The sequence below is a fragment of the Candidatus Acidiferrales bacterium genome, assembly GCA_035934015.1.
Classification (GTDB): Bacteria; Acidobacteriota; Terriglobia; order Acidiferrales; family UBA7541; genus DAHUXN01.
In genome coordinates, this window is the sequence record DASYYH010000027.1 from 227,581 (window position 1) to 254,348 (window position 26,768).

A 26,768-nucleotide genomic window follows, 5' to 3' on the forward strand; every position below is an offset into this window, starting at 1 on the left:
TGAATTTCACTTGGCTCATGGCGTCTCGGAGTAGGCGGAATGCGTAAGCCGGCAAGTTCTTCTGCTGATGTTTTGAAGGTCGTTCGCCAAGCTCTCTCCATCGGAATCGCCGCCCTCGTTGCTGTTCCTCTTTGGGGAAGTCCCGCCGTCATCGGAACAGTTACAAATAGCCAATCTGCATCGGTTCGCGGCATTTCGCTCGTTGAAGGCACGAACATCTACGACGGCGACATCGTTCAAACCAGCGAAAAAGGCGATGCTTGGTTGGCTTTGTCGGGTGGCGCGGGTATTCTTCTCGGGCAAGACACGCAAGTTCAGCTTAGTGAAGACCGCATTTCGACTCCGAATACCCCAGATGCTCCCATCGATTTCGATGTGTCCCAAGGCACCGTCAAATTCCGCAGTACGGCGCAAACGATGGTTGAAGGTTTACTCTACGATGCCACGATTCGCCCGGCGAATTCGCCCGAGGCTTCCGGATACGTTTATTTTACGTCGCCAACTTCAGCGATCATTGGCTCCGAAAAGGGTGATCTCCTCGTCACCACCGAACACGACGGCGCGACGCGCCTGATCCCTTCGGGCTCCGCAATCGCCGTGGACATGATTCCTTCCGAGCAGAATCAGGACCAGAATCCCAATCAGAATCGTTCTGCGAGGCGCCGCAAGGGTTTAATCGTTATCTTTGCCGCCGCTAGCATTGGTGCGATAACCATCGTGGCAATCATCCTAAATCACCACGAACGCCATCACGTAAGCCCGTCGAGCTTTCCGGGCCCGTAATTGGTAACTGTTCGAAAAGAGCTTTGCCGAAATAAAAAAAGGCGCTTCTTTATTGGAAGCGCCTTTTCTTGTCGCAGAGAGTTTTCTTCCGAACCGTTATTTCACAACGTGTAGTGTCACCATAACTTTCAGCACATGGCCATTGAACGGATCCGTGGCCGAGGTCCCCTCTGCCGTTTCGCCATCGTGTAATTTCAGACTGAAATGCGCATTAAAATTGCGTATCACCGGATATCCACCCACGGCCTGAAGGATTTGATCGGTCTTGCCTTGGGTGTTGTCCGTGGCATAAACGGACGACCGATCGATGTTCACCAGCAAATCGTATGAATCGTCCGCGAGAATCAATGGCGTGCAGTCGATGCCTGTTCCGACATCCTGGTAGGAAATATCATTGCCCCGGGAAATCGGAACTCGGACCCCCATCCTCAGCTGCCCCATCTGGCGGCCTCTTCCTGCCGGTAGCGCCTCGACATACATCGTGTAAGGCATGCTGCTGATTTTCTGCTCGCCATTATATTCCGTGAGCAGAAAGTCGACTCGCAGATGCTTCGCAACCTCCTCGCTTGAACTCTTCGCTTGATCCTGTGCTCGCACCGCTGCTGGTATCATCGCCAGGCACATCAGGAATCCGAATATTCGCCTTCCAAGCTTCATCGTTCGCTCCTTTTGGGGTTTCCGCGTCTATCGATTGTCGCCATCCACAAACTTGGGATTCGCATCATTCACGCCGCCTCCGGCCGTTGCGCCGCCTTCCTTGGTCGCATCGAGCGGCGCGATCTCAAGCGGCTTGATCTCCAAAGGCTGATCGGATTGCGTTCGCTTCAGTCCTGCGACAATCGTCGCTCCATTCGCTCCTTGCGCGCTTTTCAACATCGCCGCCAGCTTCATCACCAACTGCATCTCTCCTAATGGCACGAGCACTTCCGGCTCGCGTTTTCCATTCTGCGTCCTGCGCACTGCAATTCGCCGGCCGCCGGCAATCACCGCCTCTGTTCGTGCGCCGGGGATTTTCGATGTTTCGCTGGATTGAATCGCCGCCGGAACCGACGGCCACCTCGCCGGCTCATTCTTTGCTGCGACCCGTACTCTTTCTCCTGCGGCAGGAAAAGTTCGTTCTTGTCTTCGCATTGCCCACGTCACCGCTGCTAAGACCATCGCCGCGCATGCCGCGATTGCAAGCCATCGCGGCGCCATCGCACTTTTCGCCGTCCCTTCTTCCGCTATCCTTTGCCACACGACGCGAAGCAAATCCGCCGATGGTTCACCCGCCACTTCACTCGCCACGCCCTTGTCAATTTCTCCCAACAGCATCTTCGCGCGCCGCAATTCCTCGCTGCATGTTGGGCATTTCTGAACGTGCATCTCAAAATCCGTGCGCTGCCTCGCTGCCATTCCATCCGTCGCCGCTTCGATCATCACAGCTCGATACTTTTCACAGTCCGCGACCACGCCTCTCAACGCATTGTTTACCTGCCGCCTCATCGCAAGCTCTCCGCCAGCCTTTTCCGCGCCAGCCGCATCCGCGATTTCACCGTGCCCTCTGGCAAACCGAGCAGCTTCGCAATTTCTGGCGTGTCGTAGCCCATAATTCCCGTCATCACCATCACGATCCGCAATTTTTCAGGCAACGCATCCATTTCCTGTCTCAGCCGTCCCTGAAATTCTCTCGACGCTGCAATCTCTTCTGCGCTTTGCTTCGCATGAGCCATTTCGCGCGTGTCATTCATCGCCGCATCTTGTTCGTAATTTGTCCTTCGCCGCCCGGCGCGCACGTGGTTCAAAGCTGTGCGCCACGCGATTCGCACGAGCCAGCTTCGGAATTTATCCCGGTCGCGCAACCTGTGAAATTTACGGTAGGCACGCAGCAAAGCCTCCTGCGCCACATCCTCCGCTTCCGCACGATTCCGCAGCACCCCCAGCGCCACGCGAAACGCTAGCGTCCCACACTCCTCCAGACGCGCCTGAAATTCGCGCTCGAGCGAATCGTCCTGGCTCACTAATATCTCGCCGCACCCCGCCGTCAATGCATCCATTGCCTTCCCGCTATACAAGACGCCGCTCGCCTCGTTTCCGATCACCCATGTTGCACACGTTCTCCACAACATTCGACTCGCCAGTGGCTTTATTTACTCCCAAGAGGGATAAACTCCCATTTTGTAGTTCCATTCTGAAACGCTACATCGCAATCAACCCCCGACTCCCCTCTCCATCCACACTCGACCAAGAACTCCCAAATCTCCATAGCCCTTCGTTTCAATCAGATGCCACATATTTGCGATCCTTTCTCGCCATCTCACCAGTCTGCCCCGATCTGGAACAGTTCGTACCTTTACCCGCTACTGGGTCACAACAACATGAGCTTCTCTCGCGGACACTTTAACGAACGAAAGACATCCATTCATCCGGCGCGTTCTCGAATTCTTCTGCCGCAGAGGTGCCTTGCGCTGCTCATCATAGCTCTGGGCGCTTCCATCCCTTTTGCCGGATGTGGCCTCACTTCCGGACCATCCACAGGCGAACAGTCAACTGTGACCGTAACGGTCCAGCCTCCAAACGCCACCGTGCTCATTGGACAGTCCGAACAATTTACCGCCGCGGTTTCCGGCGTCGCATCCAACGCCGTCATCTGGAGCGTCAGCGGCATCGTCGGCGGCAATTCAACCGTCGGCACAATCTCGTCCGCAGGCCTTTACACCGCTCCCTCGTCGCTGCCCAATCCGCCCAGCGTCTCCGTCACCGCCTCAAGCCAATCCGTGCCTTCGGCGTCAGGCTCCGCGACAGTGCAACTCCAGAGCGGCATCATTGTTTTTCTCTCGCCCAATTCCGCGAATCTCGCTCCCGGCGGTTCTGCAGATTTCACCGCCAGCGTCACCGGCGTGTCCGTTACAAATTCAGCCGCCAGCTGGAGCGTCAACAATGTCCCCGGCGGAAATTCCACACTCGGCACAATCGCCTCGACCGGCGCCGATTCCGCTACGTACACCGCTCCCGCGATTCCGCCTTCTCCTGACGTTGTCACGATCAAAGCGACCAGCGTCACGGATTCCTCAAAATTCGCTTCAGCCACTGTCACGATTTCTTGTGTTGCTCCAAATTCCCTTTCGCCGGCGACGGCAAGCGTAGATCTCGGCGCCGCCCAAAGTTTCTCAGCGTCGCTTTGCGTAGCGCCTGGCACCCCCATCACATGGGAAGTCAACAACGTCACCGGTGGCAGTTCTACTCTTGGCACGATCTCCTCCACGAGTTCTGGCGCAACGGCGGCAATTTACACCGCTCCGTCTGTGATGCCCACCGTGAATCCAGTCACGATCCAGGCAGTCGCTGGCTCGCAATCCGCTTCCGCCACGATCACCATTGTCAACACAGGCTCGATCTCGCTTTCCCTTACGCCATCTTCCGCCACGCGCGCGCCGGGCCAAACTGCACTCTTCACCGCTTCTGTCACTGGCGCTGCAAATTCAATGGTCACTTGGACCGTCAATGGCATCGCCAACGGCAATTCCACTGTTGGCCAGGTCTGCGCACTGTCCTCAAACTCTTGCGCTCCGCCGTCCGGCACGCAGGTGTCGGTCGACTATCTCGCGCCGCAATCTCCGCCGCAGCCAAGTATCGTCACGCTAACGGTCACGAGCACGATTGCACCTGCGGCCACAGCCAGCGCTCAAATCACGATCCTTCCTCCCGCTCAGCCGGGAATCAGCATCGCTCCGTTCTATACTTTCCTTGCGCCATCGCAACAATTCCAATTTCTCGCCGATACTTCTTCTCTCGCAAGCTCTGCCGTCTCGTGGAGCGTTTCCTCTGCTGTTCCCGGTCAGGGCTGCTCCGGCGCACTCTGCGGTTCCATCGACAACTCCGGCAATTTCGCGGCACCCGCCGCCGCGCCATCTCCCAATGCCATTGCCATCACGGCGGCAAGCGTCGCGAATCCATCGCTTTCCGCCACAGCCACTGTCGCGCTCACTTCCGGACCTGTGATTGAAAGAATTTTGCCCTCCGCCGTTGTCGCCGGAGCTCAAAATACCTTCACACTCGCCGTCAACGGCCTCAATTTTCTGCCGACCACAAGCAGCGGTTCGTCGCAACTCCTCGTCAATGATTCTCCGCGCACCACAAACTGCTCCACATCCTCGGCCTGCACCATCACCTTGCAACCCTCCGACGTCGCAACAGCCGGCACGCTCACCATCGAACTCCAAAACCCGGGCGCTCCCACTGCACTTTCCAATCCCGTCTCGTTCGTTATCCTCCCTGCGCCTTCATCCCCCTCGCCGATATTGCTAACGGCCGCCGCTCCCCTCGCTCAGAAACAAGACATCATTGTTCCCGAGCCCACCACCGCTGGCGCCACCACATCGCCGATGAGCGTCGATTTCGTCGGCATGGTTAGCCCCGGCGGCTCCACATGCACGATTCAAGGCTCGCCGCTCTTTGTCGCACTCCCCGCTTCCGGTAGCACAACCATCAGCATTTGTGTGCAGGGGAACTTCCTCGATCCGACTTTCTCTTACTCCTTCACTTCCCCGCAAACCGGCGGCGACATCGGCATCACCACGGGATCCATGGCCAGTCTTTTCCCGAATCTCGTCGAATTGACGCTCACTCTTTCCAGTTCCACGGCACCGGGTCTTCGCTCTCTTTTCATCACTTCGCCCAATGGCGACATTGCTGTCGCTACGGGCGTCCTCGAGGTGCAATAGCCATGAAGCTCATCGCCGCCGAATTGCTTTCAATTCTGCTTGTCGTAGTATTCGCCGTTCTGCTCACACCACTCGCACGCTCCACAACTCTCGCGCAGCTTTCTCTCCAGCAGCTTGCAGCATCCGCGCACTTCGTCGTCCGCGTCCTGTGCCTCTCGAATGAATCGCTCTGGCGCGAAGGCGAAATCTGGACCATCACTTCGTTTCGCGTCCGCGAAAATTGGAAAGGAAATTCCCCCCGGGAAATTCAGGTCTGGATGATCGGCGGCAGCATCGGCCACATCACAAGTTATATTCCCGGCGCGCCGCGTTTTCTCGCTGGTGAAGAGGCCGTTCTATTCCTCGAACCCACACGCGACGGCTCGCTTTCCGTCACAGCGTGGGGCGAAGGCACTTTCCGCATCCGGCGCGACGCGAATAATGGTGAAGCTGTCGTCACGCAGGACACCGCTCTCGCGCCTGATTTCGATCCTGCGACTCACGCGTTTCGCGCTGCGGGAATTCGCGAACTGCCTCTCGCTCGGTTCAAATCCCGCGTTCTTGCCGCGGAAAAATCACAGCGGTGCACGCAATGAAATGCTTTTTTTCACTTCGCCGCGCTTCGCGCTTGTTTGCAATTTCTACATGCGCTTTGCTCGTGCAATGCTGGCTCGCGTCCGTTGCTCTCGCCTATACGCGTGATTTCATTTTGCCCGCTTCCGGCGGCTGCCCGGTCGTCGAACGCCAGAATTTCTCCGTCGGCGCCGCGCCATTGCCGATTCAATGGAGCACTTCGCTCCCGAACCTTAATCCTCCAGTGATTCTCACCGCCGCCGCGCCGGGCACTGCCGCGCAACTCACCGAAATCGAATCCACCATCGCGCAATCCTTCGCCATCTGGACCGGCGTCATCGGCACGCTCGTCAACGCCTCCTCCTATCCCAACGCTCTCGCGCCGCTCGCCGCCACGTCCGTGCAAAACGCCTGCTCCTCCGATCCGGTCAATGGCACTCCCAATAACGTCGATGGCGTCGACACCATCTGCTTCAATCAATCTTCGTCTGCTTTCACCACCGGCGTCCTTTCCTTCACGCGCATCGTCGTCGCCAACGCTCCTTCACAATCCTTCGGCACCGCCCCCGCTTCGATTTTCGCCGGGCAAATCGTCGACGCCGACATCTACTTCCGCAATGACGGTCAGGCCACTTTCGCCACGCCTGCCGCGCTCGCGTCGAATCCGGGCGCCTACGATCTCGAATCGCTCCTTGCCCACGAGCTCGGCCATCTCTTCGGCCTCGATCACTCTGGAGTCTGGCGCGCCATCATGTTTCCTTACGCGCCGCCTCCCGGCTCATTCCTCGCCACTCGTCCCACCGCCTCCGCGCCCGATGCGCCTCTCTCCGATGACGACCGCTCCGGCCTCCGCTCGCTCTATCCCGATCCTGCCGATACAGTTGACGTGGGCTGGATCTCCGGCCGCGTTCTGCCCGCGAATCCCTTCGCACTCGCCGATTTTCCGGCCACATCCGCCGGCCAGTACGTCACCGGAATTTTCGGCGCGCAGGTCGTCGCCGTCGACTCCTCCTCCGGCTCCGTCATCGCCGCCACTCTCGGCGGCTGGACATGCGACCCCGCGAACCCTCCCGCACAGTTCGACGGCTCCTACACGCTCGGCCCGCTCCCCGTCGGCCACAGTTACGTCATCTACGCCGAGCCTTTCGTCGGTCTCGTGCAGGCCAGCGACATCGCTGGCGCCTTCGCCGGCGTCTGCTCCTCCAGCTCCTCTTCCCTGTGCACCCTCCCCTCGCCAAATACCAATTTCGCTCCCCGCTCTCAGCAATGACTCGCTTGCATCCGTCGGAGGAAGGGAGCAAATTATCTTCATGCGCGATGCCGCAATTGTTTTCTCCCTTTTTCTCCTTAGCGCAGCGCCAGCTTCTTCCCAGCAGTCGTATTTCCCAACCGATGACTTCATCGGATATCGGTTTGATAATTCCTTCACGACCGAATTCTACTCACGGAATTTGCGGGCATTGGATGAACCTTCGCTCTGGGAAGTTTCACAACAGGACAAACAGACTGTCGTTTATCGCTTCCTCTGGATACGCACGTTTGATCATCCAGTCGCCGTGCGCGTGACGATTGCGCCGAACAATACTGGCACGGTGGTCGTCAAGATGAGCGATGGATTCGGAGAGGCCGGTCCTGGCCATCTGATTAAAGACGAAAGTCACACCCTTCCCGCAACGGAAGTCGCGGATTTAATAGCACGAATCCAGCGCGCAAACTTCTGGGATGTTCCGACGGTTGAACCAATGAAAGGAACTGGCCTCGACGGCGCGGAATGGGTTCTCGAAGGCGTCAGCAGCGGAAATTACCATGTCGTGACTCGGTGGTCTTCTCAAGCAAATGGCAGCTACCGCAAGCTCTGCCTGTTCTTCGTACACGATCTCGCGCACCTGAAGATTCCGCGTTCGCGCATCTACTAGCCACAAAACTCCAAAATCATTTCCCTCAGCGCGTCGGCGCACTTTCCCACCGAGTCAATCTCCACATACTCTTCCGCGCCGTGCAGTCCGCGTCCGCTCGGCCCGAAGACAACTCCCGGAATCCCCGCCTCCGCGAGCAGCGCCGTATCGGTCCACGCCGCCATCGCGCTCAATTCGCACGCGCCGCACGCGCGCCGTATCGCATCGCTCGCGCGCTTCACCACGGATGATTCTTCCGCAATCTGATACGCCGGCCGCGAACCCAATCCGCCGCGCAGCGTCGCGCGAAATTCCGCATCCTGTTTCACCAGCGCGTCCAGCATCTCGCGCAACTCCGCCTCCACGCTCGCTTCCGTCTCTCCCGGCAGCATTCGCCGTTCGAGCTGCAATTTGCATTCCGCCGGATAACTCGAAAGCTCCTGCCCGCCTTCGATCATCGATGCGTGCAGCGACGCGCCTCCCAGCCGCGCATGCCTCGCTCGCGACGCAATTTTTTTCTCCAGCGCCTCCAGCGCCACAAGCACGCGTCCCATCATTCGAATCGCGTCGCGGCCTTCGCCCGGCAAACTCCCGTGCGCCGCGCGTCCATGCGTCACGATCTCAAACCACGCATAGCCCTTATGCGCAATCACAAGCTTCAAATCCGTCGGCTCCATCACAATCGCCGCCGCGGCCTTGTATCCACGCTTGAGCAGAGCTTGCGTCCCCAGGCTGTTGCACTCTTCGTCCACAACTCCCGCGATCACGAGCGGTTTCGCCAGCCGCACTCCATCTCGCGCAATCGACGCAGCCGCCGCGCACATCGCCGCCACGCCGCTCTTGATGTCCAGCGCGCCGCGCCCGTACATTTTCCCGTCGCGCACGCGCGGCGTGAAGGGCTCGCGCATGTCGCCCGCTCCCACCGTGTCGAGATGCGCCACAATCATCAGTCCCGGCATCGCGGATTCCGTCCGCGTGCCTCCGATCGTCGCCACCACGTTTGGCCTGCCCGCCGTGGCAGGCCTGCTCGCCGCCGCTTCTTCCAGTTCCGCCGCGATTCCGTTCGCACGCAAAAAATTCCGGACATGCTCCGCCGCGCGCGCCTCTCCACACGCGCCGGGCACCAGCGTCGAGTTCACCGACTCGATCGCCACGAGTTCCTCGAGCAGCTTTAGTGTCGCTTTTGGATCGATTGCCATTGCCATCGGCGGGCTTCTCAGAACCAGGTTTTCTTGCGGTATTCCCGGTAGGTGTCGCCGAACTTCGCTTCCAGCACGCGCCGCTCTTCCCGCACGCGCACGATTTGCATCGGAATGATGATAAGAAAGATAAGGAAAAGCCGTGGCTGCCCGAAGTACACGAGCGCGCCGAAGATCAGAATCGCGCCAAACACATACACGGGATTCTGAATCTTCGAATACAGCCCGTGCGTCACCAGTCCTTTCGCCTGCGCGCTGATTGAAAATGATTTCCCCAGTTGCAATCGTGCCAGAGCCCAGAGAAAAAACGCCGGAATCCCAATCACCAGTCCCGCAATCTGATGCGCGCTCCACGTCGCCCCGTGCGTCGTGTACGCGCCGTAACTCACTGCGCCCACTGCGGCTAAGATCCATATCCACGTCTTGCAATCTTTCATGCCCGCAGTCTACACACCTCGCCCGCACTTCGCCATCTCAGGAATCAACCGGTGCGATTCCTTCAGGCGTTGCCACTGCAAACTTGTTCGTTACGATTTTATGGTAGCGCCAACGGGAGTCGAACCCGTATTACCGCCTTGAAAGGGCGATGTGCTAACCATTGCACCATGGCGCCACGGCGTGCGCAGCGCCGAATCGCGCCGCGAAACTGCAAACTATTATTCAGGATTCCCCGCGAATTGACAAGGCGCGACCCTGTTCCGCGAAGTTGAGGGCCAAATGAAATGGCTGTGCGCGCAGCCCCTACTTTCCCAGCGTGCTTGTCAGCCAATCCGTCACAGTTCGCACGAGCCATGGCCTGCTTGTGCTGAATCCGTGATCGCTTTCTTCGCTTCGCGCCCATTGGACGTTTGGAAATCCCTTGATGGATTCCGGATAGTGCGAAGGCGGAAAGATTTCGTCTTTCCCCGCAGTGATCAGCAGCAGCGGTCGCGGCGCAAGCGCGTGCATCGAGTCTGAGAGAGGCTGCAAGCCCTTCCATTGTTCTTGCAGATCCTGGCCTGTGACTCCATTCAGCATTTCCGCGAAGCTACGGGCCATCTCATCGGAAAAATGGAACGCGCTTGGTTCGATCAGCGGGCTAATGCCCACGACCGCTCGAATGCCCGGGTCGGCAGCCGCATGGAGAAGCGCTGGATACGACCCCGTGCTGCCAGCAATCAGGACAATCCGATTCGTGTCGACCGAAGGCTGCTTCCGAATCCATTCCACCGCGGCGCGAGTGTCGTCGGCCAATCCCGCAAGCGAATACGTTCCTTGCGAACCCCAGCAACCGCGAAAGTGAAAGTAGAGGCAATTCCAGCCAAGACCGCGCAGCGCATAAGCAATGTCCAAATGCTTTTCAATCCCGGGCAAACCGTGAAGCAAAATCGCGGTCGGCCGGGGCATTTCTCCCGCGGCTTTGTAAAATCCACCCAAAAGCTTCGAGCCGCCGGATGGGAACACAACTCCATCTAGTCCCGCTTCAAACTTGCCCATGAATTCACCATGTCGAAGGATTCAAAAGCGCGCCATGCGAAAAAAATGAGAGGTTCGCTAGGAGCAGATGCAAACTCGCGTCGCCGCAGCGCGTGGCCGTCATCCAACACCCATCTTCTGACTTCTCACTTCCAATTTTACTTCCAGCCTTTTCGTTCGCGCAGGCCGGTGATGTGCGCCACGTGGTGGCGGTCGTGCCAGGCGTGGAGGCCGAGGTAGTCATCAAGAGTCATCGTGCCGCGCTCGAGGTGCTTCATCTTTCGCGAAAAGTCAGATGGACTCATTCCGCGCACCAAATTGACCCACCGTTCGTCCAGGCCGTCCAGCAGCGCCAGCGAACTCTCGACAGGCGTGGTCTTCGAATCGCTCAGTTCCGCCCAGCGCGTTTCGTTGAAAGGCATAATCGCCGGTTCATCTTCGGTCAGCGCAAACTTGAAACGCGTGTAGGCGTTCACGTGGGCATCGGCCAGATGATGGACAACCTGCTGCACCGTCCAGCCGCCGTCGCGATAGGGCGTCGCAAGCTGTTCGCGCGACAATCCCGCCACGGCCGCGCGCAGTTTCTTTCTTGTCCCTTCGACTTGCGCTATGAGTTGTTTGCGATTTTCTTCGCTCAGCTTTTCGACGGGCTGATACTCTCCGATGGGATACCGCAGTTCCGCGTCGCTCATCTCTGGTCTCCTTGCCGAGTTTAGATGCGAGTTCGGCCCAGGAGATTCAGCCGTGATTCTCCTGATATTCCTCGTGCCAGGCCATCTGAATCGCTTCGAGCTTGCCTTCGTTCGAGGCGTTCGCATCGCCAGCGAATCCGTCAAGCTCGATCACCCATTTGCGCAAATCCGTGAATCGCACTGTGAGCGGATCAACATCCGGAAATTTTTCCGCCATCCGTATGCCAATTTCTTCCGCGTTGTCCCAGTCCAATGTTCCCGGCATTTTCTCTCCTGTCGGAATTTGTCCGCGCCGATTTGCAGTTCGCAATTCAGACCTTGAGCGTTGCTTTAGTGCTCCGCTTCTTTCGCGTAATTTTTATTCCATGACGGAATTTCGACAACAATATCTTTGGTGCCGTCGGGCACGCACTGGCACCCCAAGCGCGATTTCGGCGTGACGCCCGGCGCTTCATCCAACTGATCCAGTTCCGCATCCGTCGGCTCATTGCATGTTTCTAGGCCCTCGTGGACAATCACGTGGCACGTCGAGCACGCGCACACGCCGCCGCACGCGTGGTCCAGGCCCATGTGAAATCCCGTGGCGATGTCGAGAATGCTTCCCGGCAGACCATCGTGCCCGTAGGGAAATTTCGCCGGATCAACTTCGACCGCCTTCCCTTCCTTCGCGAACGTCACCTTGAATTTCTGCGTCGCAGGAGTGTATTTGGTCTCTTCGATATAAGGATTTTTTCCGCCCATCGCCGTGCTCCTAGACTTCGTCGAGCTTTCGTCCGCCTACCGCCGCTTGCAGAGCCTTATTCATCGCCAATTCCGCCAAGTGCGCCGTCGCTTTGTTCAACTCATCGGTGCGCTTGCGCACCAGTTTGTAATCCGTTCCCGCCGCTGCTTCGCGCAAGTGCTTCACCGCCGCGTCGATTTTCGCGCGCTCTTTCGCCGCGAGAGTTTGCGACTCTTCGCGCGCGAGCGTCTTCTCCGTCGCGCGCAAAATCGTCTCCGCCTCGTTCCGCGCTTCGATCAACTGCCGCTGCTGAAAATCCTGCTCCGCGAATTCGATGGACTCCTCGAGCATCCGCTCCATTTCCGTGTCCGTCAATCCGTAGCTCGGCTGCACTTCGAGAGAACTCTGCTCGCCGGTCCGCAAATCCTTCGCCGAGACTTGCAAAATCCCGTTCGCGTCGATCAGGAATTTCACTTCCACGCGCGCCAGCCCGGCGGGACCCGGCGGCATTTTCAACTGGAATCGCGAAAGCGAACGGCAATCCCGCGCCAATTCGCGCTCACCCTGCAAGATGTGAATGTCGATTCCCGTTTGATTGTCCACGCCGGTGGTGAACAATTCCTGCGCGCTCGCCGGAATCGTCGAGTTTCGCGGAATCAGCTTGGCCACCACGCCGCCCATCGTTTCGATGCCCAGCGACAGCGGCGTGACGTCGAGCAGCAGCATGTCCTTCACGCCGCTTTCGAGGATATTCGCCTGCACTGCCGCGCCGAGCGCCACGACTTCGTCGGGATTCAGCTCGCAATGCGGCGCGCGTCCGAAATAATCGCCGACGGTTTTGCGAACCAGCGGAATTCGGGTCGAGCCGCCAACGAGCACGACTTCATCGATTTCGGATGGTTTCAACTTTGCATCGGCGAGAGCCATTTTCACCGGCGCCATCGTGCGCGCGACGATTGGCTGAATCAGTTTGTCGAACTCCTCGCGCGTGATCTCGCGCGTGTAGACGCGCTCGTCTGGCAGCACGAACCGGATCGTCGCGCGTTCCGCGCTCGAAAGCTGATGCTTGGCGTGAATCAGAGCTTTGCGCAATTCCTGAACAGCTTCCGGATGCTTCGCGAGATCAATGGCAAACTTCCCCTCGATTTCTCCGCGCGCCGTGGCCGCGAGAGCGTTGTCGATGTCGTCGCCGCCGAGATGCGTGTCGCCGTTTGTGGACAGGACTTGATAGATGTCGCCCTCGGTGGTCGAAATCAATTTCAGGATCGAAATGTCAAACGTTCCTCCGCCGAAATCGTAGACTGCGACGCGGCCGCGCTTTTGCTTGTGCAATCCGTACGCAAGCGCCGCGGCCGTTGGCTCATTCACCAAGCGCAGAACTTCGAGTCCCGCCAGCCTTCCTGCATCTTTCGTCGCCTGCCGCTGCGCGTCATTGAAATACGCCGGCACGGTGATCACTGCGCGGTCCACCGTGTCCTTGAAAAATTCCTCGGCCCACGATTTCAGTTCCCGCAGAATAAAGGCGGAAATTTCCGGCGGCGTGAAATATTTGTCGCCGAGGCGGACACGAATCACGTTGCGCGAATTTTCATCGATGCGGAACGGGAAAATTTTCAATTCGTCGCGCACATCTTCGACACCGCGCCCCATGAGGCGCTTCACGGAATAAATCGTTCGCTCCGGCTGCGTCAGCAGGCGGCGGCGGGCGGGTTCGCCGGCGATGACGGTTCCGTCGGCGTCGAGGCTGACCACGGAGGGGCAGAGGGTCTCGCCGTAAGGGCCCGGGATGCACCGCGGGGCACCCGTCGCAGGATCGACGAACGCAATCAGGCTGAAGGTTGTGCCCAAATCAATCCCGACTGCTTTACCCATTTCTTCCCTCTCTGTCCCTCGAAGAGCGTTTGCCAAAAAACGTGCAAAAATTATCGATTAGAAAAAACGATGTCCTTTGTTTACAACCACTTAGGACAAATCCTAATTTCACGCATGTGGCGATTAGAGTTTCGGCTACTGGCCATCAGCTTTGCCCCAATTCCTCGCCGACACTGCGGACGAGATTGCGAATATAGGAGCGGCGATTGAGTACTTCGTTCAATTTGGCCATGACGGCACGCTGGGTCTGGTCGTCCGCGGCCGCGTCGATGGCAGCGTCCCATTCGCCGAAGACGCTTTGCAGTTCTGCGTCGACTTCGTCGAGCTTTTCCTGGAAATTTTTCCGGGCGTCGGCGAGGCGCGCGCGAAGCTCGGTTAAATCACCACCGTCTGCTTTCGCCTCGCGCAACTCGTCGAGCGATTCATTGAGTTCAAAAACTTCCTCGAGCAACTCTGGCGGAGCTTGCTGCTTGGTCGTGCCTTCCTTGCGCACGCCGGCGCGAAGGAGAAGATATTCGACGCGCAAGATGGGATCGCGCAACGTGCGATAGGCGTCGTTCAATTCGGAGGAGCGCTCCAGGGCCAGATTCCGCTCGTATTCTGGTGCAGCGACGAAATTATCGGGATGCAATTTCCAGCTCAACTGATGAAAGCGCTGCTCGAGACCGGGTTCGTCGATTTTCAATTTCCGCAGCAGTGCGAAAAATGCGAAGTAATCAACGTCGTCGCCGAGCGGCTGAATTTTCCCGCAGGCGGCACAGAAATGACCGCCTCCTGAGGAAGCCTTGCAGCTCCAACAGGAAAGCAAAGGCGCAGCCTCAGTTTGTGTTTTCGTAGCGCTCATCGAATTCTCAGGATTTCCCCCGCAGAGGACTGAAACGCAGGAGCCGGCCTACCTCTCATACAATTCTCACGCAGTGAAGGAGCTGCCGCAGCCGCAGTTTCGCGTCGCCTGCGGATTCTGAAAGATGAATCCCTGGCGTACGAGCGTCTCTTCGAAGTCCAGCGTGGTCTCCGAAAGATACAGAAAGCTCTTGGGGTCCACGAAGACGCGCGCGCCGTTCTCTTCAATCACTTTATCGCGATCGCGCGCATGCGTCTCCAGACGCATGGCGTAGGAAAGCCCCGAGCAGCCGCCGCCCTGCACGCCGACGCGCAGTCCGCCGGAGTCCGCGGGCACGCCTTCCCTGGCGAGCAATTCGCGGATTTTCTGCGCCGCTTTTTCGGTGACGCGGATCATGGGTTTTTGAACTGGCGGCATAAAGCCACCGCTACAAAACCTAACTGCAGATTCCTCGTCGCTGCTCCGCGCTTCGCACGGAGCAAAACGCTCCTCGGAATGACAACTGAAACCATCAATGCGAGATCCTTCTCTACGCTCAGGATGACAGCAAAGCTGTCAGCTGTGCGACGCCTGCGTCGCGCTGGCTTCGGTCGTCGCGGACTCTTCGCCGGCCTTGTGCTTCCAATCGGAGATAGCCGCCTTGATGGCGTCCTCGGCGAGCACGGAGCAATGGATCTTCACCGGCGGAAGCGAAAGCTCGCGGACGATGTCCGTGTTCTTGATGGCGAGCGCCTCTTCGACGGTCTTGCCGCGGACCCATTCGGTGGCGAGCGAAGAACTGGCAATCGCCGAGCCGCAGCCGAAGGTTTTGAACTTCGCTTCCTCGATGACGCGGGTATCGGGATTGATTTTCATCTGCAGCTTCATGACGTCGCCGCATTCCGGCGCGCCGACGAGGCCGGTGCCGACGTTTTTATCCTTCTTGTCGAGCGAGCCGACGTTGCGCGGATTATTGTAGTGATCGATCACTTTGTCCGAATAAGCCATCATGCCCTCCAAAAAAATTTGTTCAGTTCTGCATCGCAGAACCTATGAACTTCAGGGGTTAAAACCCCTGAAGAACCGAAGCCGATACGCCGGAGCTAAAGCTCCGGCCCCCTAAAACTGCATATTCCCTGCCTGCCCGCCACGGCGGGCAAGCTCGTCGCCGCACCTCGGAATGACAACATTACAAATCACGCTGTTTTCCAATTCATTTTGCTGACGTCGACGCCTTCTTCCTTGGCCATTTCGTAGAGCGGCGAAAGCTCGCGGAGACGCCTCACGGTCTCGACGACGCGATCGGCAACGTAGTCCACTTCTTCCTGCGTGTTGAACCGGCCCAGGCCAAAGCGAATCGAGGTATGCGCCAGATCTTCGCCGACGCCGAGGGCTTTTAGGACGTAACTTGGCTCGAGCGTCGCCGAAGTGCACGCGGAACCGCTGGACACGGCGACGTCGTTGATGCCCATCAGGAGCGACTCGCCTTCGACATAGGCGAAGCTGATATTGATGTTGTTGGGCAGATGATGCTCCATCGTGCCGTTGATGAATGTTTCGTCGAGCTGCGACATGATGCGCTCCTTCAGGCGGTCGCGCAGCGCGCCGAGCCGCTTGGCCTCTTCTTGCATCTCCAGGCGACAAAGTTCGCAGGCCTTGCCGAATCCGACGATTCCGGGCACGTTCAGCGTGCCGGAACGCATCCCGCGTTCGTGGCCGCCGCCATCAATGATAGCGGTCAACTGCACGCGCGGATTCTTGCGGCGAACGTAGAGCGCGCCGACGCCCTTCGGGCCATAGAGCTTGTGCGCGGAAATGGAGAGCAGATCGATTCCATCTTTCTGCACATCCACTGGCACCTTGCCCACCGCCTGCACGCCATCGCTGTGGAAGAAAACGCCCTTCTCCTTGGCGATCTTGCCGATTTCCGCGACCGGCTGAATGACGCCGATTTCGTTATTGGCGTACATGATGGTGATCAAAATCGTCTTCGGCGTGATGGCATTGCGCAGCTCGTCGAGGCTGATGCGACCGTCCTTGCCCACGGGAAGGTAGGTCACTTCGTAGCCTTCTTTTTCGAGGCGCTTGCAGGTGTCGAGTATGGCCTTGTGTTCGGTGACCTGCGTGATGATGTGGTTGCCCTTTTCGCGGTACATCTCCGCGACGCCCTTGATGGCCAGATTGTCGGATTCGGTGGCGCCGCTGGTGAAGACGATCTCCTTCGGCGTCGCGCCGATGAGCTGCGCTACCTGCGCGCGCGCGTTTTCGACTCCCTCTTCGGCCGACCATCCGAAAGCATGATTGCGGCTGGCGGCGTTTCCGAATACTTCGGTGAAGTATGGCGTCATGGCGGCGACAACGCGCGGATCCACCGGCGTGGTCGCATGATTATCCATATAAATCGGCAGCTTGATTCCCATTCTCATCTCCTAGATTTTCGTAATGCGTCAGTTTGAATTTTGACTCTTTGTGTCACGATCAAGAAAATTCAAACTGACCCATGGCCTAAATTCGCAGCTCGACCACCTCGGAAGCCGGGGCGTCGTCCGCCATCTGTGAAATCGTTACTTTGCTCAACATTTCGAGAATGCTGTTGTTCACTTTGCGCAGCGGTTCTTTGATGGTGCACGTTTTGGACTGCTCGCAGTTTCCGTGATGCGTGACGCAGGACGTGAGCGACAACGGGCCGTCGATGGCGTCAATGGCTTCGAGGGCGGTGATCAGCCGCGCATCGCGCGCCAATGTGTAGCCACCGCTCGAACCGTGCCGCGCGACGACGATTCCCACGCGCGCCAGCCGCTGCAGAACCTTGGCCATCAATGGCGTGGAGATGCCGTACGCTTCGGCGATGTCCGCTGCGCTGCACGAGCCTTCCTCGGCGTGCAAGGCAAGATGCTTCAAAGCGATCAGCGCGTAATCGGATTTTTTCGACAGTTTCAGCATGTCGTCGCGACCATATACGACTGCTCAAGTCGCATATTTATATTAGGCCTTTTCTCCTGGGGTTGTCAAGAGCTAGATTTGAAGCAAACCTATTGCTAACATGCAGTTAAATCAGGACTAATTGAGTCCAATTTGGCTGGTTTGGTTCGCACAGCGAACGGCAATTTGGCGCGGTTGAATGGCAAACTTTCGGCGTCGAACCGTCATTTCTATTGCCACCGCCAAAACCCATTTTTCCGGCTCGCGAGCGGAGTTTCAAGGTTTCCACTTCTCGAGAAAATTTTCGACATCCTTCGGGGCAATTTTCGTCGTGTTCTCGAAATCGCCTTGCTTCTGGGAGACGAGCAAATTCCCATTGGCGTCGAGCACGGCCAGGCTGGGAACACCTTTTTTCAGGGGAATCTGATATTTGCCGGCAAGGTCCAGATTTTTGTCGTACTGGCCGATATTGATGTGCACGACGACGTAATTCGGATCGAGGATTCGCTCAATGGCCGGATAGTGAAACGAAGCGTCCAAGACATGGCAGTCGTAGCACCAGTTGCCTCCGAAATCGAGGAGCACGCGCTTGTGCTCACGTTTGGCAACGGCCAGACCCAAGCCAATGTCCGTTCGCGCCTCGGTCGGATCGGGATAGAGGTCCGGCTTTGACTCGACCGGCTGAGGCATGGTCCCGAGATACGATCGTGCCGTAGCTACAATCAGCGGCTTGCTGTTTTCGTCCATCCAATACTGGGCGATGGTCGCAAAACGCTTCGTGATTCCATCGTTGACGCGCAGAGTCGCTTCAAGGGTGAACATCACACTCTGCACGCCCGGCTGCGGCGACTGAATTCGCAGAATCTTCGTGTCGAGGCGCTCGAGGCCCACTGGTTTCAAGGCCGACCAAAAATCCGGCTCGGCCGCGGGGTTGGGATCGTCGCCTTTGGGTGTGCGCAGCGTCGCGGGCGGTTCCGTGCTATAGAGGGCGCGCAGAGCGGCCGCGTCTCCGGAAAGCACCGCCGCTTTCCAAGTCTCCAGCGGTGCAAAACTTTCCGCGGCTGATGAACCTTGTGCTTGCGCTGCGCTCGCCATTGCGGCGCAAACTAACAACGCCGCCAGAACAGCGCCCATTCTTAGCTTGCCTATTTTTATCATGTTCGCCCGCTTTCCCAGCGCACGCCCACAAATCAGAATCCGGCCGCAACAAATTATACGTTTTCGTCGCGCCTCCGAAAGCGATAGAATTCCGGCACGCGTATGCCGAGAGAGGATGTCGGCCACGATACTAAGGATGCGCGATTCGAATGACGCGATTCATCAAAAAGCCGACTGAGGACGCGACCGACTCGCCAATTGGGCTGTTCGACCTTGGGCAGCTCGAACTCGGCGTTATGGAAATTCTCTGGCGGCGGGGAGAATCAAGCGTTCGCGACGTGGTGGGGAAAATCGCGCGGCCTCTGGCGTATACCACCGTAATGACCACGCTCGACCGGCTGTATAAAAAGAATCTGCTGGAACGGCGCAAGTCAGAGCGCGCATTCCTTTATTCTCCGCGACTCTCGCGCGCGGATTGGGAACGCAAACGCGCCGGCAATCTGGTCGCAGGATTCCTGGGAGGCACGCAGCCTTTGCGTGACCTTCTGATTTCCTGTCTTGTTGATGCCGTGGGCGAAAACGACCGGGCGCTGCTCGACGAGCTGGAAAAGAAAGTCCGCGAACGGCGGAAGGAACTTTTCCGAAGAGGGCGCTCATGACACTGCCCTATGCGCTCCGGCTTCTCTGCCTCTGCTTCGCCGCATTTTTCCTGATTCATGCGGCACTGAGCCTACTGGTTCGTTTTTTTTCGCCGGCAGCGATTCGTTTGAGCGAATCCGTGCGTCCGCGCCTCGCCGCACGCGTTCTTTTTTTTCTGCGGCTGACGCCTTTTGTTTTGACCATTTTCGCCGTGGCGGCCTTCTGCATACCAAGCTATCTGTGGTTTGAAGCCAATGCCGCTCCTGAACAAGTCGGCATCCTTTGTGTCTTCGCCGCGATCCTCGGACTCGCGACTTGGCTTTCGTCCATCAGCCGCGTCGCTTCCGCGTGGTTCAAGTCGCGCCGCAATCTGCGGCATTGGGAGCGCTCTTCTCTCAGAAGACAAATTGGAGGTGAAGATTCGCGCGTCCTCGTCGTGGCCAGCGAAGCCCCGCTGCTGGCGCTCGCTGGCGTCATTCGCCCGCGCATTTTCGTCGCCAATCGTCTGTTGCACGCTTTGCCGCCGGAACAACTGGATGCCGCTTTGCGCCACGAGCGCGGGCATACCGTCTCGCACGATAATCTCAAGCGTCTCGTTCTTCTTTTCGCTCCGGGAATTCTGCCCTTCTTCCGCGGCTCTTGGCTGCTTGATCGTTCCTGGGCGCGATTCTCCGAATTGGCCGCTGACGATTTCGCGGTCGCGGGCGATTCCTATCGGTCGCTTTCTCTTGCTGCTGCGCTTGTTCGCGCTGCGCAACTGGGTTCCTCTCCGGCCATTTCACCATTCGCCAGTTCCCTGCTTGCCAGCGCCAGCGATCTCTCCGAACGCGTTGACCGCCTTCTCGGCGCGCAGCGGCCGGTTCGTTCGTTGCACAAAGGAACGCATTTCTTTTTTGCCGGCGCTGGTCTCGCCGCGCTCATTCTTCTGATTGCCGCCCTGTCGCGGCCCGAAACCTTTCATTCTGTTCACAGCCTCCTCGAACTTCTCATTCACTAAATCCCTAACTTCTTCGCTTCCGCTCAACCCTTCCGCGCTACCTGTCGTCGTCCATACGAGTTCTAATTACGACCTGTGGTAGTAATTCGGCGCCTGCATTAATTTCCATTTGTTTCTTCTATTTCACGAGGGGCCGACCTTGAGGAATTGGCGGATTGCAATTCTCCTTCTTGCGCTTTTCCTATTTTCTCCGCCCGGCCAGGCGCAGGATTTTCGCGGCAGCATCGTCGGTGAGATCGTAGATGCGACCGGTGCGCGGGTTCCCTCGGCGAAAATCGTGGCTCGCTCGACACATACTTCCTTCGAGCGAGAGACGACCTCCGATGCGCACGGCGAATTCCGCCTGGAGGATCTTCCTCCGGGCCCGTACCACCTGACCGTTACGGCTTCAGGCTTCGCGGAGGCCACGTCTGACGTCTCTGTTGTCGTGAGCTCCGTTCAGGATGTTAGCGTCACATTGCGGCCCGCGTCGCTTCAGCAAAGCGTCACAGTTCAAGGACAGTCTTCTTCCATCACCACCGAACCAATCGACATTACCAGTGCGGTCCACGGCGGCGCAGTCACGCCGCAGGATCTTGCGACCATTCCGCTGGCGCATCGCACATTCGCGAATATTGCTTTTCTTGTGCCCGGGACGGAGCCCGTTGAGCCCTCCGACCCCACAAAGGCGCGCATTACCGCCGTTTCCTTCGGCGGCAGTTCGGGACTGAATGACGTCCTGAGCGTGGACGGCGGCGATAATTCGGACGACTACATCGGAGGCTTTCTGCAGAATTTTTCGCCGGACGCGATCCAGGAATTCGCTGTTCAGTCCTCGCAACAGAATGCGGACACGGGACGCACGGTCGGAGGTTCGGTGGAAATCACGACGAAGCGCGGCACAGATGAGTGGCACGGCGAAGGCGCCTTCCTGGAACGCGCGGCAGCCCTGAATGCGCGGTTCCCCATCGAAAATCCCGCGCCGCTTCCGAAGCAGCCTTTCTCTTCCCAAGATTACTCCGCCACGCTCGGTGGCCCGATCGTGAAGCACAAGCTGTGGTTTTTCACGTCGTTCGAATACCAGCACGAAAACGCCAGCATCGGCTACAGCCCGGCGAGCCTGACGCAGTTCAACGCGCTCGCTTCGATTGCCACGGATGGACTGATTCCTGGCGTGAATTCGATCGCCGTTCCGAACAACGTCCCGGTGCCTTTTCGCGACGCGATGGGTTCCGCGCGCATCGATTGGTCGCAGTCCAATCGCTCGCAGTGGTTTTTGCGCACCTCGGAGGACAATTACACGGCCAACAACTTCGCGGTGCAGCAAGGCACCCTGCCATCGACTGGCGCCGACTGGCACAGCAATTATCTGAACATGGTGATCAGCAACCTATTCTCGTTCAGCCCGACGTGGCTTGGTTCGTTCGTCTTTGACGCCAGCGGCCTGCACCTGACGGAAGTTCGCAATTCGGACTACGGTTTCGCGCTCGCGTTTCCCTTCAGCGCGACGTCGCAGACAATTTCCGGTTATGAAACTTTTGGGGACAACCAATTCGTTACGCCGATCACTGCATTCCCGGTTCTGCGCAACCAGGAAAAATACCAGTTTCGCTATGACGTCACTCATGCGACGGGCGATCACAATCCGCACTTTGGCGTGGATTTCATACACGAACCGGTGCTGAGCGGAGCGCTCTCAGGGACGGCGGAAACCTTGATCACGTATCCGAATGATCCCGCTTTTTATGCCGCGAATCCGTCCCAGTTCTATTTTAGCTCGCAATGCGCGACAGCACCATCGGATCCGGCCATCACATGCACTCACACGCCGCAAAGCAATGGCAGTTTTTCGCAGGATATACAGCGCCTCGGCTTATATGCCGAGGACTTCTGGCGGGTAACACCGCACCTGACGATTGATCCGGGAATTCGTTACGACACGACATGGGGACTGTTCACCGGCTCGGGGCAAACGCAATCGCAGAATCCCGCGTATCTGACACTGCAAGCGCTGCAAATTCCGCTTATCAACGGCGCGCCGCATGACGATCGCGGACAGATCGCACCGCGCCTTGGGATTGCGTATTCGCCGGGTTCCTCGGAAAGCACGGTGATTCGCGCCGGCATCGGCCTGTACTTCGACGACCTGGCGCAAAACGGCTGGGTTACCGCACTGCAGGCCGTCAACACGGTCCCCGGGCGTTGCACGGTTGTGAGCAATGTGCCGACAGGCTCGGGATGCTTGCCCGGAGGGGCCGAAGGCTCGATCATCGCACCCGGTTATAAAACGCCCTACGCTCTGCACGCGAGCGCGGGCGTGGAACACGCGTTCAACGAATCCTGGTTGATGAGCGCGGACTGGACGCATGAGGAAGGTAATCACGGATTCCGGCGCTATCAATACGAAGCGGGATACACGCTGACCACGCCGCTGATCCCGACATCCGATCCGAATTATCGGGCGGATCAGCAGGCCGTCGTTCCGAATTTGCAGATTTTTCGCAGCGACAATCGTTCGCGCTATGACAGTCTGACCATCCACCTGCAAGGCAACGTGACGCGACATGTCAACTTAATCGTGAATTACACGCTGTCGAGGGCCGACACGTGGGGCTGCGTTCTTGCCGAGCTATTCGATTACGTAAACGGGGTTTGCAATCCGCTCAATCCATTCGGCCCGGGAGATTACGGGCCATCGGGCGAAGATGTGACCCATCGCGCCGTCGTCGCGGGAGTTTTTCATTTGCCGGGCGGATTCGAGGCAAGCACGCTTTCACAATTCGAAAGCGCGCGTCCGTTTACGATGACAACACCCGTGGATGTAAACGGGCTGGGCGATACAGTGGACGATCGTGCAGTCATCAATGGAGTGCAGACTTCGCTCGATGAATTTCGCGGCACGCCCTACATCCAGGCGGATGCGCGCATCATGCGGCCTTTCAAAATCAATGAACGCTACACGTTCATGCCCTACATTGAAATGTTCAACCTCTTCAATCGCAACAACCCGGGAGCGAACTACGTGACGAATCTCGCGGCGCTGCCCACGCCAGTGAATAACCTCGCCAATGCCACGGCGCTGTGCATGAATCCTCCGGCCTGCACGACGATGCAGCCGATTACGAGCCTCAATCAACTGCGCGTGGCGGCAGGGGGACTTGGCGATTTCTTCGGACCAGGGACGACGGTGGGGATTCCGTTCGCGGCGCAAATCGGCGCGCGACTGACGTTTTAGGGGTTTTCGGGAATAACGCACTCCGAGAAAAGCTGTGGGCCGGGGAATGGTGCGGTGGCTCTGCTTTTCGAGCATCTGAATCGCCTGCTGTAGTTTATCCAAGCAATCGAGCAATCTCCCCTGTCGCTGTTGCACACCACACGGCCCAGAAAATACAGGCTGGAAAGCCAGGAATACGCGCTGCCTGCACGCCGGCGCGATGAGTGGCTGGTCCCTCGGACAGGCTTGCGATGGAAACCGACGCGGTGAATGACGGAGCGGAAAATTTGGCGAGAGTTAGAATCGGGGAGAGACGAGGAAGGAGCGATCCCGTGAGGCGAATCCTCATTGCAAGTGCAACATTCATCGGCGCGATGATTGTGATTTTGACTGTTCCCTTTTCTGCGAGGGCTTCGCTGGGAGGAAGCGCCGTCTCCGTGATCGCGGACCAAGCGCACATGCAAGGAAAACTGATGAGGACGGCCAAGAGCGCGTACACGGTGCAGGAGATTCAGGCGCCGACGGGAGTCGTGGTGCGGGAATATGTCTCGCAGAGCGGAATGGTCTTCGCTGTCGCCTGGCAAGGGCCGACGCAGCCGGATCTGCGGCAGGTGTTGGGGACGTACTTCACGACGTTTACGCAGGCCGTGCAAGCGCAACGAGCAACGCGCGTCGCGCGCGGGCCACTGGTGATCAAGCAGCCGGGGCTCGTGGTGGAAATCGGCGGGCATATGCGGTGGTTCGTGGGGAGAGCCTACGTTCCCGGGATGGTTCCAGTGGGAGTGGCGCTCGAGGAGATCCGATGATGCGGAATGCGGCGCGAGAAATTCTCGTCTGGGCGATGAGCGGAATGATGGCGCTGTGGGCGACGGGCTGCTCCCATGCGAATGTAGGCGGAGGAGGCACGCCTCCGGGAACGAATAACGTGCTGGCGATTTCCGTGAACACAGGACCGACGGCGGCGATGGGGTCGCCTTACATTAATGGGGCGTTTACGAGCGTCACGGTGTGTGTGCCGGGGAGCACGACGCAATGCCAAACAATCGACGGAATTCTCGTGGATACCGGTTCGCCGGGATTGCGCCTCCTGTCTTCGGAGCTGACAGTGGCGTTGCCGCAGCAAACCGATTCGAGCAACAACCCGGTTGTGGAATGCGCGCCGTTCGCGTCGGGCGTCATCTGGGGGCCGGTGCAGACTGCAGATATGACCGTGACGGGAGAAAAGGCGAGTTCACTGCCGATTCAGGTGATCGGGACGAACAGCTTTCCGAATATTCCCGCGGCGTGCTCGAATCAGGGCACGCCTGTAGAGGATCTGCAACAGCTGGGAGCCAACGGAATCCTGGGGATTGGTCCGTATCAGCAAGATTGCGGCGCGGCCTGCGCGACAAGCGGAGCGACAAACCCGGGCGTGTATTACACGTGTCCTGCGACGGGCTGCGTTGTGGCTGCGGAGCCGCTTGCGTCACAAGTGACGAATCCGGTGGTGATGTTTCCGAAGGACAATAATGGAACGATCATCGAATTGCCCGCGCTGAGCGGATCAGCCGCCAGCGTGAATGGACAATTGATATTCGGCATTGGCACGCAGTCGAACAACGGCCTGGGCAGCGCAACGATTTATACGATGGACCCTGCGTCAGGCAACTTTTCGACGGTGTTCAACGGACAGACATACACCAATGAGGCTTTTCTCGACAGCGGATCGAATGCCATGTACTTCCTAGATTCGACGACTACGACCATCCCTACATGCACAGATTATACGTTTTGGTATTGCCCCGGCGGCACGCTGAATTTCTCGGCGACCAATATGGGAGCGAACGGGAATTCAGGCATCATCAATTTCTCAGTGGGAAATGCCGATTCGCTGGTGGCAAATCCCGGGGATGGCGCTGCAAATGGTTTGGCGGGACCTTTCCCGAGCACCTTCGACTGGGGATTGCCGTTCTTCTACGGGCGAAATGTGTACACGGCGATCGATGGGATGAGTACGCCGGGAGGAACCGGGCCATATTGGGCGTATTGAAGAAGACTGGCAGCAGGAGGAAAAGTACCCTTGCGACGACGATTTGCCTCCTGAATGCCAATACGCCTCGTGACGACTGACTCCTGTGCGCTTGTTTTTCTTTCCTTCCAGATTCTTTCACACCGGCAATACGAACCAACGACGGGTCGCGGGTAAAACCATCGGTCATTGGATATTTTTCGCGCCGTGTGAATCACAACCCAATTCAAAGGAGAATGACAGCACGCAAAGGAAAAGATATTCTGAGGCGTGCACCTAGGCGAGGGGGTTTTCCTTTTCTTTGCGGCGCTGGTAGCAGGCGCGCTGAATGCAGTGGCGGGCGGCGGGAGCTTCATTTCGTTTCCGTCGCTGCTATTTGCGCGCATCGCGCCGATCTCCGCGAACGCCACGAATACGATGGCGCTGTGGCCCGGGACGATCGCGAGCACTGTAGCCTATCGCGACGCACTGAAAGATCCGCAAGCGCGCGAGCTGCTGCTGCCGCTGCTGGTGAATGGAGTTTTGGGCGGCATTCTGGGCGCGTACATCCTGCTGCGTACGCCGCAACATATATTCATGGAACTTGTGCCGTGGCTGCTGCTGGGCGCGACGCTCCTGTTCATGGCGAGTGGGCGCATTACGGCGTGGGTTCGCAGACAGGGCGGACATGCACACGAAAAGCGAATGCTCTTCACGGCGGGGCTGGCGCTGGAGCTGCTGATTACGGTTTATATCGGATATTTCGGAGCGGGTGCAGGAATCTTGACGCTCGGAATGTTGGCGCTGCTGGGTATTGAGGACATCCATGCCATGAATGGAACGAAGACGCTGCTGGTGAGCGTGGCGAATGGTGTGGCGCTGATCCTGTTCGTGAGTGCGAAAGTGATTGTCTGGCCGGAAGCGATCGTGATGCTGGCGGGAGCGGCGGCGGGCGGGTACGGCGGGGCGCATTACGCGCAAAAAGTGAATCCGCGGACGATTCGAGCGCTCGTAATTGTCGTGGGTTTCGGGGTGGCGGCGTATTTTTTCGCGACGCAGTTCGCATAAGCAGTTTTCCTTTCATAGCAAGACAATCCCAAGAGACAACTGAAGATAGCGGCGACGCGCGAAGACGAGGCGGATCGCTGCGAGAAATATCGAGCGCGGAGGGAACATTTGCGGCGTGTGGGACGTATTGACATTCGATAGGAGCGAGAGTAACCTAGCGTGCTACAGA

27 protein-coding genes and 1 tRNA gene are annotated in these 26,768 nt (G+C 58.2%); 11 read left to right on the forward strand and 17 right to left on the reverse strand.

The window, feature by feature from the left end; all coding sequences use genetic code 11:
* The first annotated feature begins 39 nt into the window (after positions 1 to 39).
* On the forward strand, positions 40 to 783 hold the full coding sequence (locus VGR81_14010; GenBank protein ID HEV2290054.1) for a hypothetical protein: 744 nt from the start codon (positions 40 to 42) through the stop codon (positions 781 to 783).
* A 96-nt stretch (positions 784 to 879) separates the two neighbouring features.
* On the opposite strand, the gene VGR81_14015 is transcribed toward VGR81_14010, so the two are convergent.
* Genes VGR81_14015 through VGR81_14025 form a run of 3 tightly spaced genes read right to left on the reverse strand, consistent with a single transcriptional unit; the run spans position 880 to position 2,819 of the window.
* Positions 880 to 1,440 carry a hypothetical protein gene (locus VGR81_14015; protein ID HEV2290055.1) on the reverse strand — a complete coding sequence of 187 codons (561 nt, stop codon included), beginning with the start codon at positions 1,438 to 1,440 and terminating at the stop codon, positions 880 to 882.
* Between the two features lie 27 nt (positions 1,441 to 1,467).
* Entirely contained in the window at positions 1,468 to 2,268 is an 801-nt protein-coding gene (locus tag VGR81_14020; protein ID HEV2290056.1) for a hypothetical protein, read from the reverse strand.
* Positions 2,265 to 2,819: a sigma-70 family RNA polymerase sigma factor gene (locus VGR81_14025; GenBank protein ID HEV2290057.1), complete on the reverse strand. Its 555-nt coding sequence runs from the start codon at positions 2,817 to 2,819 to the stop codon at positions 2,265 to 2,267. The genes VGR81_14020 and VGR81_14025 overlap by 4 nt, the downstream gene beginning before the upstream one ends.
* A gap of 495 nt (positions 2,820 to 3,314) precedes the next feature.
* Between VGR81_14025 and VGR81_14030 the strand changes: the two genes are divergently transcribed.
* The 4 genes from VGR81_14030 to VGR81_14045 are packed head-to-tail and all read left to right on the forward strand — an operon-like array spanning position 3,315 to position 7,954.
* On the forward strand, positions 3,315 to 5,486 hold the full coding sequence (locus tag VGR81_14030; protein ID HEV2290058.1) for a hypothetical protein: 2,172 nt from the start codon (positions 3,315 to 3,317) through the stop codon (positions 5,484 to 5,486).
* 2 nt (positions 5,487 to 5,488) lie between these two features.
* On the forward strand, positions 5,489 to 6,061 hold the full coding sequence (locus VGR81_14035; GenBank protein HEV2290059.1) for a hypothetical protein: 573 nt from the start codon (positions 5,489 to 5,491) through the stop codon (positions 6,059 to 6,061).
* Positions 6,058 to 7,308 carry a matrixin family metalloprotease gene (locus VGR81_14040; protein HEV2290060.1) on the forward strand — a complete coding sequence of 417 codons (1,251 nt, stop codon included), beginning with the start codon at positions 6,058 to 6,060 and terminating at the stop codon, positions 7,306 to 7,308. Before VGR81_14035 ends, VGR81_14040 begins: the two co-directional genes overlap by 4 nt.
* 40 nt (positions 7,309 to 7,348) lie before the next feature.
* Positions 7,349 to 7,954 carry a hypothetical protein gene (locus VGR81_14045; GenBank protein ID HEV2290061.1) on the forward strand — a complete coding sequence of 202 codons (606 nt, stop codon included), beginning with the start codon at positions 7,349 to 7,351 and terminating at the stop codon, positions 7,952 to 7,954.
* Here the strand turns inward: VGR81_14045 and VGR81_14050 are convergent.
* The 14 genes from VGR81_14050 to VGR81_14115 form a co-directional block, all read right to left on the reverse strand.
* Positions 7,951 to 9,138: an ArgE/DapE family deacylase gene (locus tag VGR81_14050; GenBank protein HEV2290062.1), complete on the reverse strand. Its 1,188-nt coding sequence runs from the start codon at positions 9,136 to 9,138 to the stop codon at positions 7,951 to 7,953. The genes VGR81_14045 and VGR81_14050 overlap by 4 nt on opposite strands.
* An 11-nt stretch (positions 9,139 to 9,149) precedes the next feature.
* Positions 9,150 to 9,569: an isoprenylcysteine carboxylmethyltransferase family protein gene (locus tag VGR81_14055; protein HEV2290063.1), complete on the reverse strand. Its 420-nt coding sequence runs from the start codon at positions 9,567 to 9,569 to the stop codon at positions 9,150 to 9,152.
* 101 nt (positions 9,570 to 9,670) lie between these two features.
* A tRNA-Glu gene (locus tag VGR81_14060) sits at positions 9,671 to 9,745 on the reverse strand.
* Positions 9,746 to 9,873: 128 nt separating this feature from the next.
* Positions 9,874 to 10,608 (reverse strand): alpha/beta fold hydrolase, encoded by a 735-nt coding sequence (locus VGR81_14065; protein ID HEV2290064.1) that lies wholly within the window; start codon positions 10,606 to 10,608, stop codon positions 9,874 to 9,876.
* A gap of 137 nt (positions 10,609 to 10,745) precedes the next feature.
* Positions 10,746 to 11,279 carry a bacillithiol transferase BstA gene (gene bstA / locus VGR81_14070; protein HEV2290065.1) on the reverse strand — a complete coding sequence of 178 codons (534 nt, stop codon included), beginning with the start codon at positions 11,277 to 11,279 and terminating at the stop codon, positions 10,746 to 10,748.
* Between the two features lie 46 nt (positions 11,280 to 11,325).
* Complete coding sequence (iscX, locus tag VGR81_14075) at positions 11,326 to 11,544, reverse strand: Fe-S cluster assembly protein IscX (GenBank protein HEV2290066.1); 219 nt, start codon at positions 11,542 to 11,544, stop codon at positions 11,326 to 11,328.
* Between the two features lie 65 nt (positions 11,545 to 11,609).
* Positions 11,610 to 12,020 carry a 2Fe-2S iron-sulfur cluster-binding protein gene (locus VGR81_14080; GenBank protein ID HEV2290067.1) on the reverse strand — a complete coding sequence of 137 codons (411 nt, stop codon included), beginning with the start codon at positions 12,018 to 12,020 and terminating at the stop codon, positions 11,610 to 11,612.
* A 10-nt stretch (positions 12,021 to 12,030) separates the two neighbouring features.
* Positions 12,031 to 13,872: a Fe-S protein assembly chaperone HscA gene (gene hscA, locus VGR81_14085; GenBank protein HEV2290068.1), complete on the reverse strand. Its 1,842-nt coding sequence runs from the start codon at positions 13,870 to 13,872 to the stop codon at positions 12,031 to 12,033.
* A gap of 145 nt (positions 13,873 to 14,017) precedes the next feature.
* Positions 14,018 to 14,716 carry a Fe-S protein assembly co-chaperone HscB gene (gene hscB / locus VGR81_14090; GenBank protein ID HEV2290069.1) on the reverse strand — a complete coding sequence of 233 codons (699 nt, stop codon included), beginning with the start codon at positions 14,714 to 14,716 and terminating at the stop codon, positions 14,018 to 14,020.
* A 66-nt stretch (positions 14,717 to 14,782) separates the two neighbouring features.
* Complete coding sequence (locus VGR81_14095; protein ID HEV2290070.1) at positions 14,783 to 15,133, reverse strand: iron-sulfur cluster assembly accessory protein; 351 nt, start codon at positions 15,131 to 15,133, stop codon at positions 14,783 to 14,785.
* A gap of 138 nt (positions 15,134 to 15,271) precedes the next feature.
* Positions 15,272 to 15,706 carry a Fe-S cluster assembly scaffold IscU gene (gene iscU, locus VGR81_14100; GenBank protein HEV2290071.1) on the reverse strand — a complete coding sequence of 145 codons (435 nt, stop codon included), beginning with the start codon at positions 15,704 to 15,706 and terminating at the stop codon, positions 15,272 to 15,274.
* A gap of 185 nt (positions 15,707 to 15,891) precedes the next feature.
* Positions 15,892 to 17,115: an IscS subfamily cysteine desulfurase gene (locus tag VGR81_14105; GenBank protein HEV2290072.1), complete on the reverse strand. Its 1,224-nt coding sequence runs from the start codon at positions 17,113 to 17,115 to the stop codon at positions 15,892 to 15,894.
* An 85-nt stretch (positions 17,116 to 17,200) separates the two neighbouring features.
* Complete coding sequence (locus VGR81_14110; GenBank protein ID HEV2290073.1) at positions 17,201 to 17,638, reverse strand: SUF system Fe-S cluster assembly regulator; 438 nt, start codon at positions 17,636 to 17,638, stop codon at positions 17,201 to 17,203.
* Positions 17,639 to 17,893: 255 nt separating this feature from the next.
* The gene (locus VGR81_14115; GenBank protein ID HEV2290074.1) at positions 17,894 to 18,751 is read right to left on the reverse strand and encodes a thioredoxin family protein; all 858 of its coding nucleotides are present in this window, start codon (positions 18,749 to 18,751) and stop codon (positions 17,894 to 17,896) included.
* Between the two features lie 173 nt (positions 18,752 to 18,924).
* On the opposite strand from VGR81_14115, the gene VGR81_14120 reads away from it, so the two are divergent.
* From VGR81_14120 to VGR81_14145, 6 genes are all read left to right on the forward strand, one after another.
* Positions 18,925 to 19,374: a BlaI/MecI/CopY family transcriptional regulator gene (locus VGR81_14120; protein ID HEV2290075.1), complete on the forward strand. Its 450-nt coding sequence runs from the start codon at positions 18,925 to 18,927 to the stop codon at positions 19,372 to 19,374.
* Positions 19,371 to 20,351 (forward strand): M56 family metallopeptidase, encoded by a 981-nt coding sequence (locus VGR81_14125; protein HEV2290076.1) that lies wholly within the window; start codon positions 19,371 to 19,373, stop codon positions 20,349 to 20,351. The genes VGR81_14120 and VGR81_14125 overlap by 4 nt, the downstream gene beginning before the upstream one ends.
* Before the next feature lie 139 nt (positions 20,352 to 20,490).
* Positions 20,491 to 23,565: a carboxypeptidase regulatory-like domain-containing protein gene (locus VGR81_14130; protein ID HEV2290077.1), complete on the forward strand. Its 3,075-nt coding sequence runs from the start codon at positions 20,491 to 20,493 to the stop codon at positions 23,563 to 23,565.
* A gap of 311 nt (positions 23,566 to 23,876) precedes the next feature.
* The gene (locus VGR81_14135) at positions 23,877 to 24,350 is read left to right on the forward strand and encodes a DUF2844 domain-containing protein (GenBank protein ID HEV2290078.1); all 474 of its coding nucleotides are present in this window, start codon (positions 23,877 to 23,879) and stop codon (positions 24,348 to 24,350) included.
* Positions 24,347 to 25,573, forward strand: coding sequence for a DUF3443 domain-containing protein (locus tag VGR81_14140; GenBank protein ID HEV2290079.1), 1,227 nt, complete (start codon positions 24,347 to 24,349; stop codon positions 25,571 to 25,573). Before VGR81_14135 ends, VGR81_14140 begins: the two co-directional genes overlap by 4 nt.
* 249 nt (positions 25,574 to 25,822) lie before the next feature.
* Positions 25,823 to 26,599 carry a sulfite exporter TauE/SafE family protein gene (locus tag VGR81_14145; protein ID HEV2290080.1) on the forward strand — a complete coding sequence of 259 codons (777 nt, stop codon included), beginning with the start codon at positions 25,823 to 25,825 and terminating at the stop codon, positions 26,597 to 26,599.
* Positions 26,600 to 26,768: the final 169 nt, after the last annotated feature.

Coding starts and splice junctions, on each gene's coding strand:
- VGR81_14010 (HEV2290054.1), top strand. CDS start 40: ATGCGTAAGCCGGCAAGTTCTTCTGCTGATGTTTTGAAGGTCGTTCGC.
- VGR81_14015 (HEV2290055.1), bottom strand. CDS start 1,440: ATGAAGCTTGGAAGGCGAATATTCGGATTCCTGATGTGCCTGGCGATG.
- VGR81_14020 (HEV2290056.1), bottom strand. CDS start 2,268: ATGAGGCGGCAGGTAAACAATGCGTTGAGAGGCGTGGTCGCGGACTGT.
- VGR81_14025 (HEV2290057.1), bottom strand. CDS start 2,819: ATGGATGCATTGACGGCGGGGTGCGGCGAGATATTAGTGAGCCAGGAC.
- VGR81_14035 (HEV2290059.1), top strand. CDS start 5,489: ATGAAGCTCATCGCCGCCGAATTGCTTTCAATTCTGCTTGTCGTAGTA.
- VGR81_14040 (HEV2290060.1), top strand. CDS start 6,058: ATGAAATGCTTTTTTTCACTTCGCCGCGCTTCGCGCTTGTTTGCAATT.
- VGR81_14045 (HEV2290061.1), top strand. CDS start 7,349: ATGCGCGATGCCGCAATTGTTTTCTCCCTTTTTCTCCTTAGCGCAGCG.
- VGR81_14050 (HEV2290062.1), bottom strand. CDS start 9,138: ATGGCAATGGCAATCGATCCAAAAGCGACACTAAAGCTGCTCGAGGAA.
- VGR81_14055 (HEV2290063.1), bottom strand. CDS start 9,569: ATGAAAGATTGCAAGACGTGGATATGGATCTTAGCCGCAGTGGGCGCA.
- VGR81_14065 (HEV2290064.1), bottom strand. CDS start 10,608: ATGGGCAAGTTTGAAGCGGGACTAGATGGAGTTGTGTTCCCATCCGGC.
- bstA (HEV2290065.1), bottom strand. CDS start 11,279: ATGAGCGACGCGGAACTGCGGTATCCCATCGGAGAGTATCAGCCCGTC.
- iscX (HEV2290066.1), bottom strand. CDS start 11,544: ATGCCGGGAACATTGGACTGGGACAACGCGGAAGAAATTGGCATACGG.
- VGR81_14080 (HEV2290067.1), bottom strand. CDS start 12,020: ATGGGCGGAAAAAATCCTTATATCGAAGAGACCAAATACACTCCTGCG.
- hscA (HEV2290068.1), bottom strand. CDS start 13,872: ATGGGTAAAGCAGTCGGGATTGATTTGGGCACAACCTTCAGCCTGATT.
- hscB (HEV2290069.1), bottom strand. CDS start 14,716: ATGAGCGCTACGAAAACACAAACTGAGGCTGCGCCTTTGCTTTCCTGT.
- VGR81_14095 (HEV2290070.1), bottom strand. CDS start 15,133: ATGCCGCCAGTTCAAAAACCCATGATCCGCGTCACCGAAAAAGCGGCG.
- iscU (HEV2290071.1), bottom strand. CDS start 15,706: ATGATGGCTTATTCGGACAAAGTGATCGATCACTACAATAATCCGCGC.
- VGR81_14105 (HEV2290072.1), bottom strand. CDS start 17,115: ATGGGAATCAAGCTGCCGATTTATATGGATAATCATGCGACCACGCCG.
- VGR81_14110 (HEV2290073.1), bottom strand. CDS start 17,638: ATGCTGAAACTGTCGAAAAAATCCGATTACGCGCTGATCGCTTTGAAG.
- VGR81_14115 (HEV2290074.1), bottom strand. CDS start 18,751: ATGGGCGCTGTTCTGGCGGCGTTGTTAGTTTGCGCCGCAATGGCGAGC.
- VGR81_14120 (HEV2290075.1), top strand. CDS start 18,925: ATGACGCGATTCATCAAAAAGCCGACTGAGGACGCGACCGACTCGCCA.
- VGR81_14125 (HEV2290076.1), top strand. CDS start 19,371: ATGACACTGCCCTATGCGCTCCGGCTTCTCTGCCTCTGCTTCGCCGCA.
- VGR81_14140 (HEV2290079.1), top strand. CDS start 24,347: ATGATGCGGAATGCGGCGCGAGAAATTCTCGTCTGGGCGATGAGCGGA.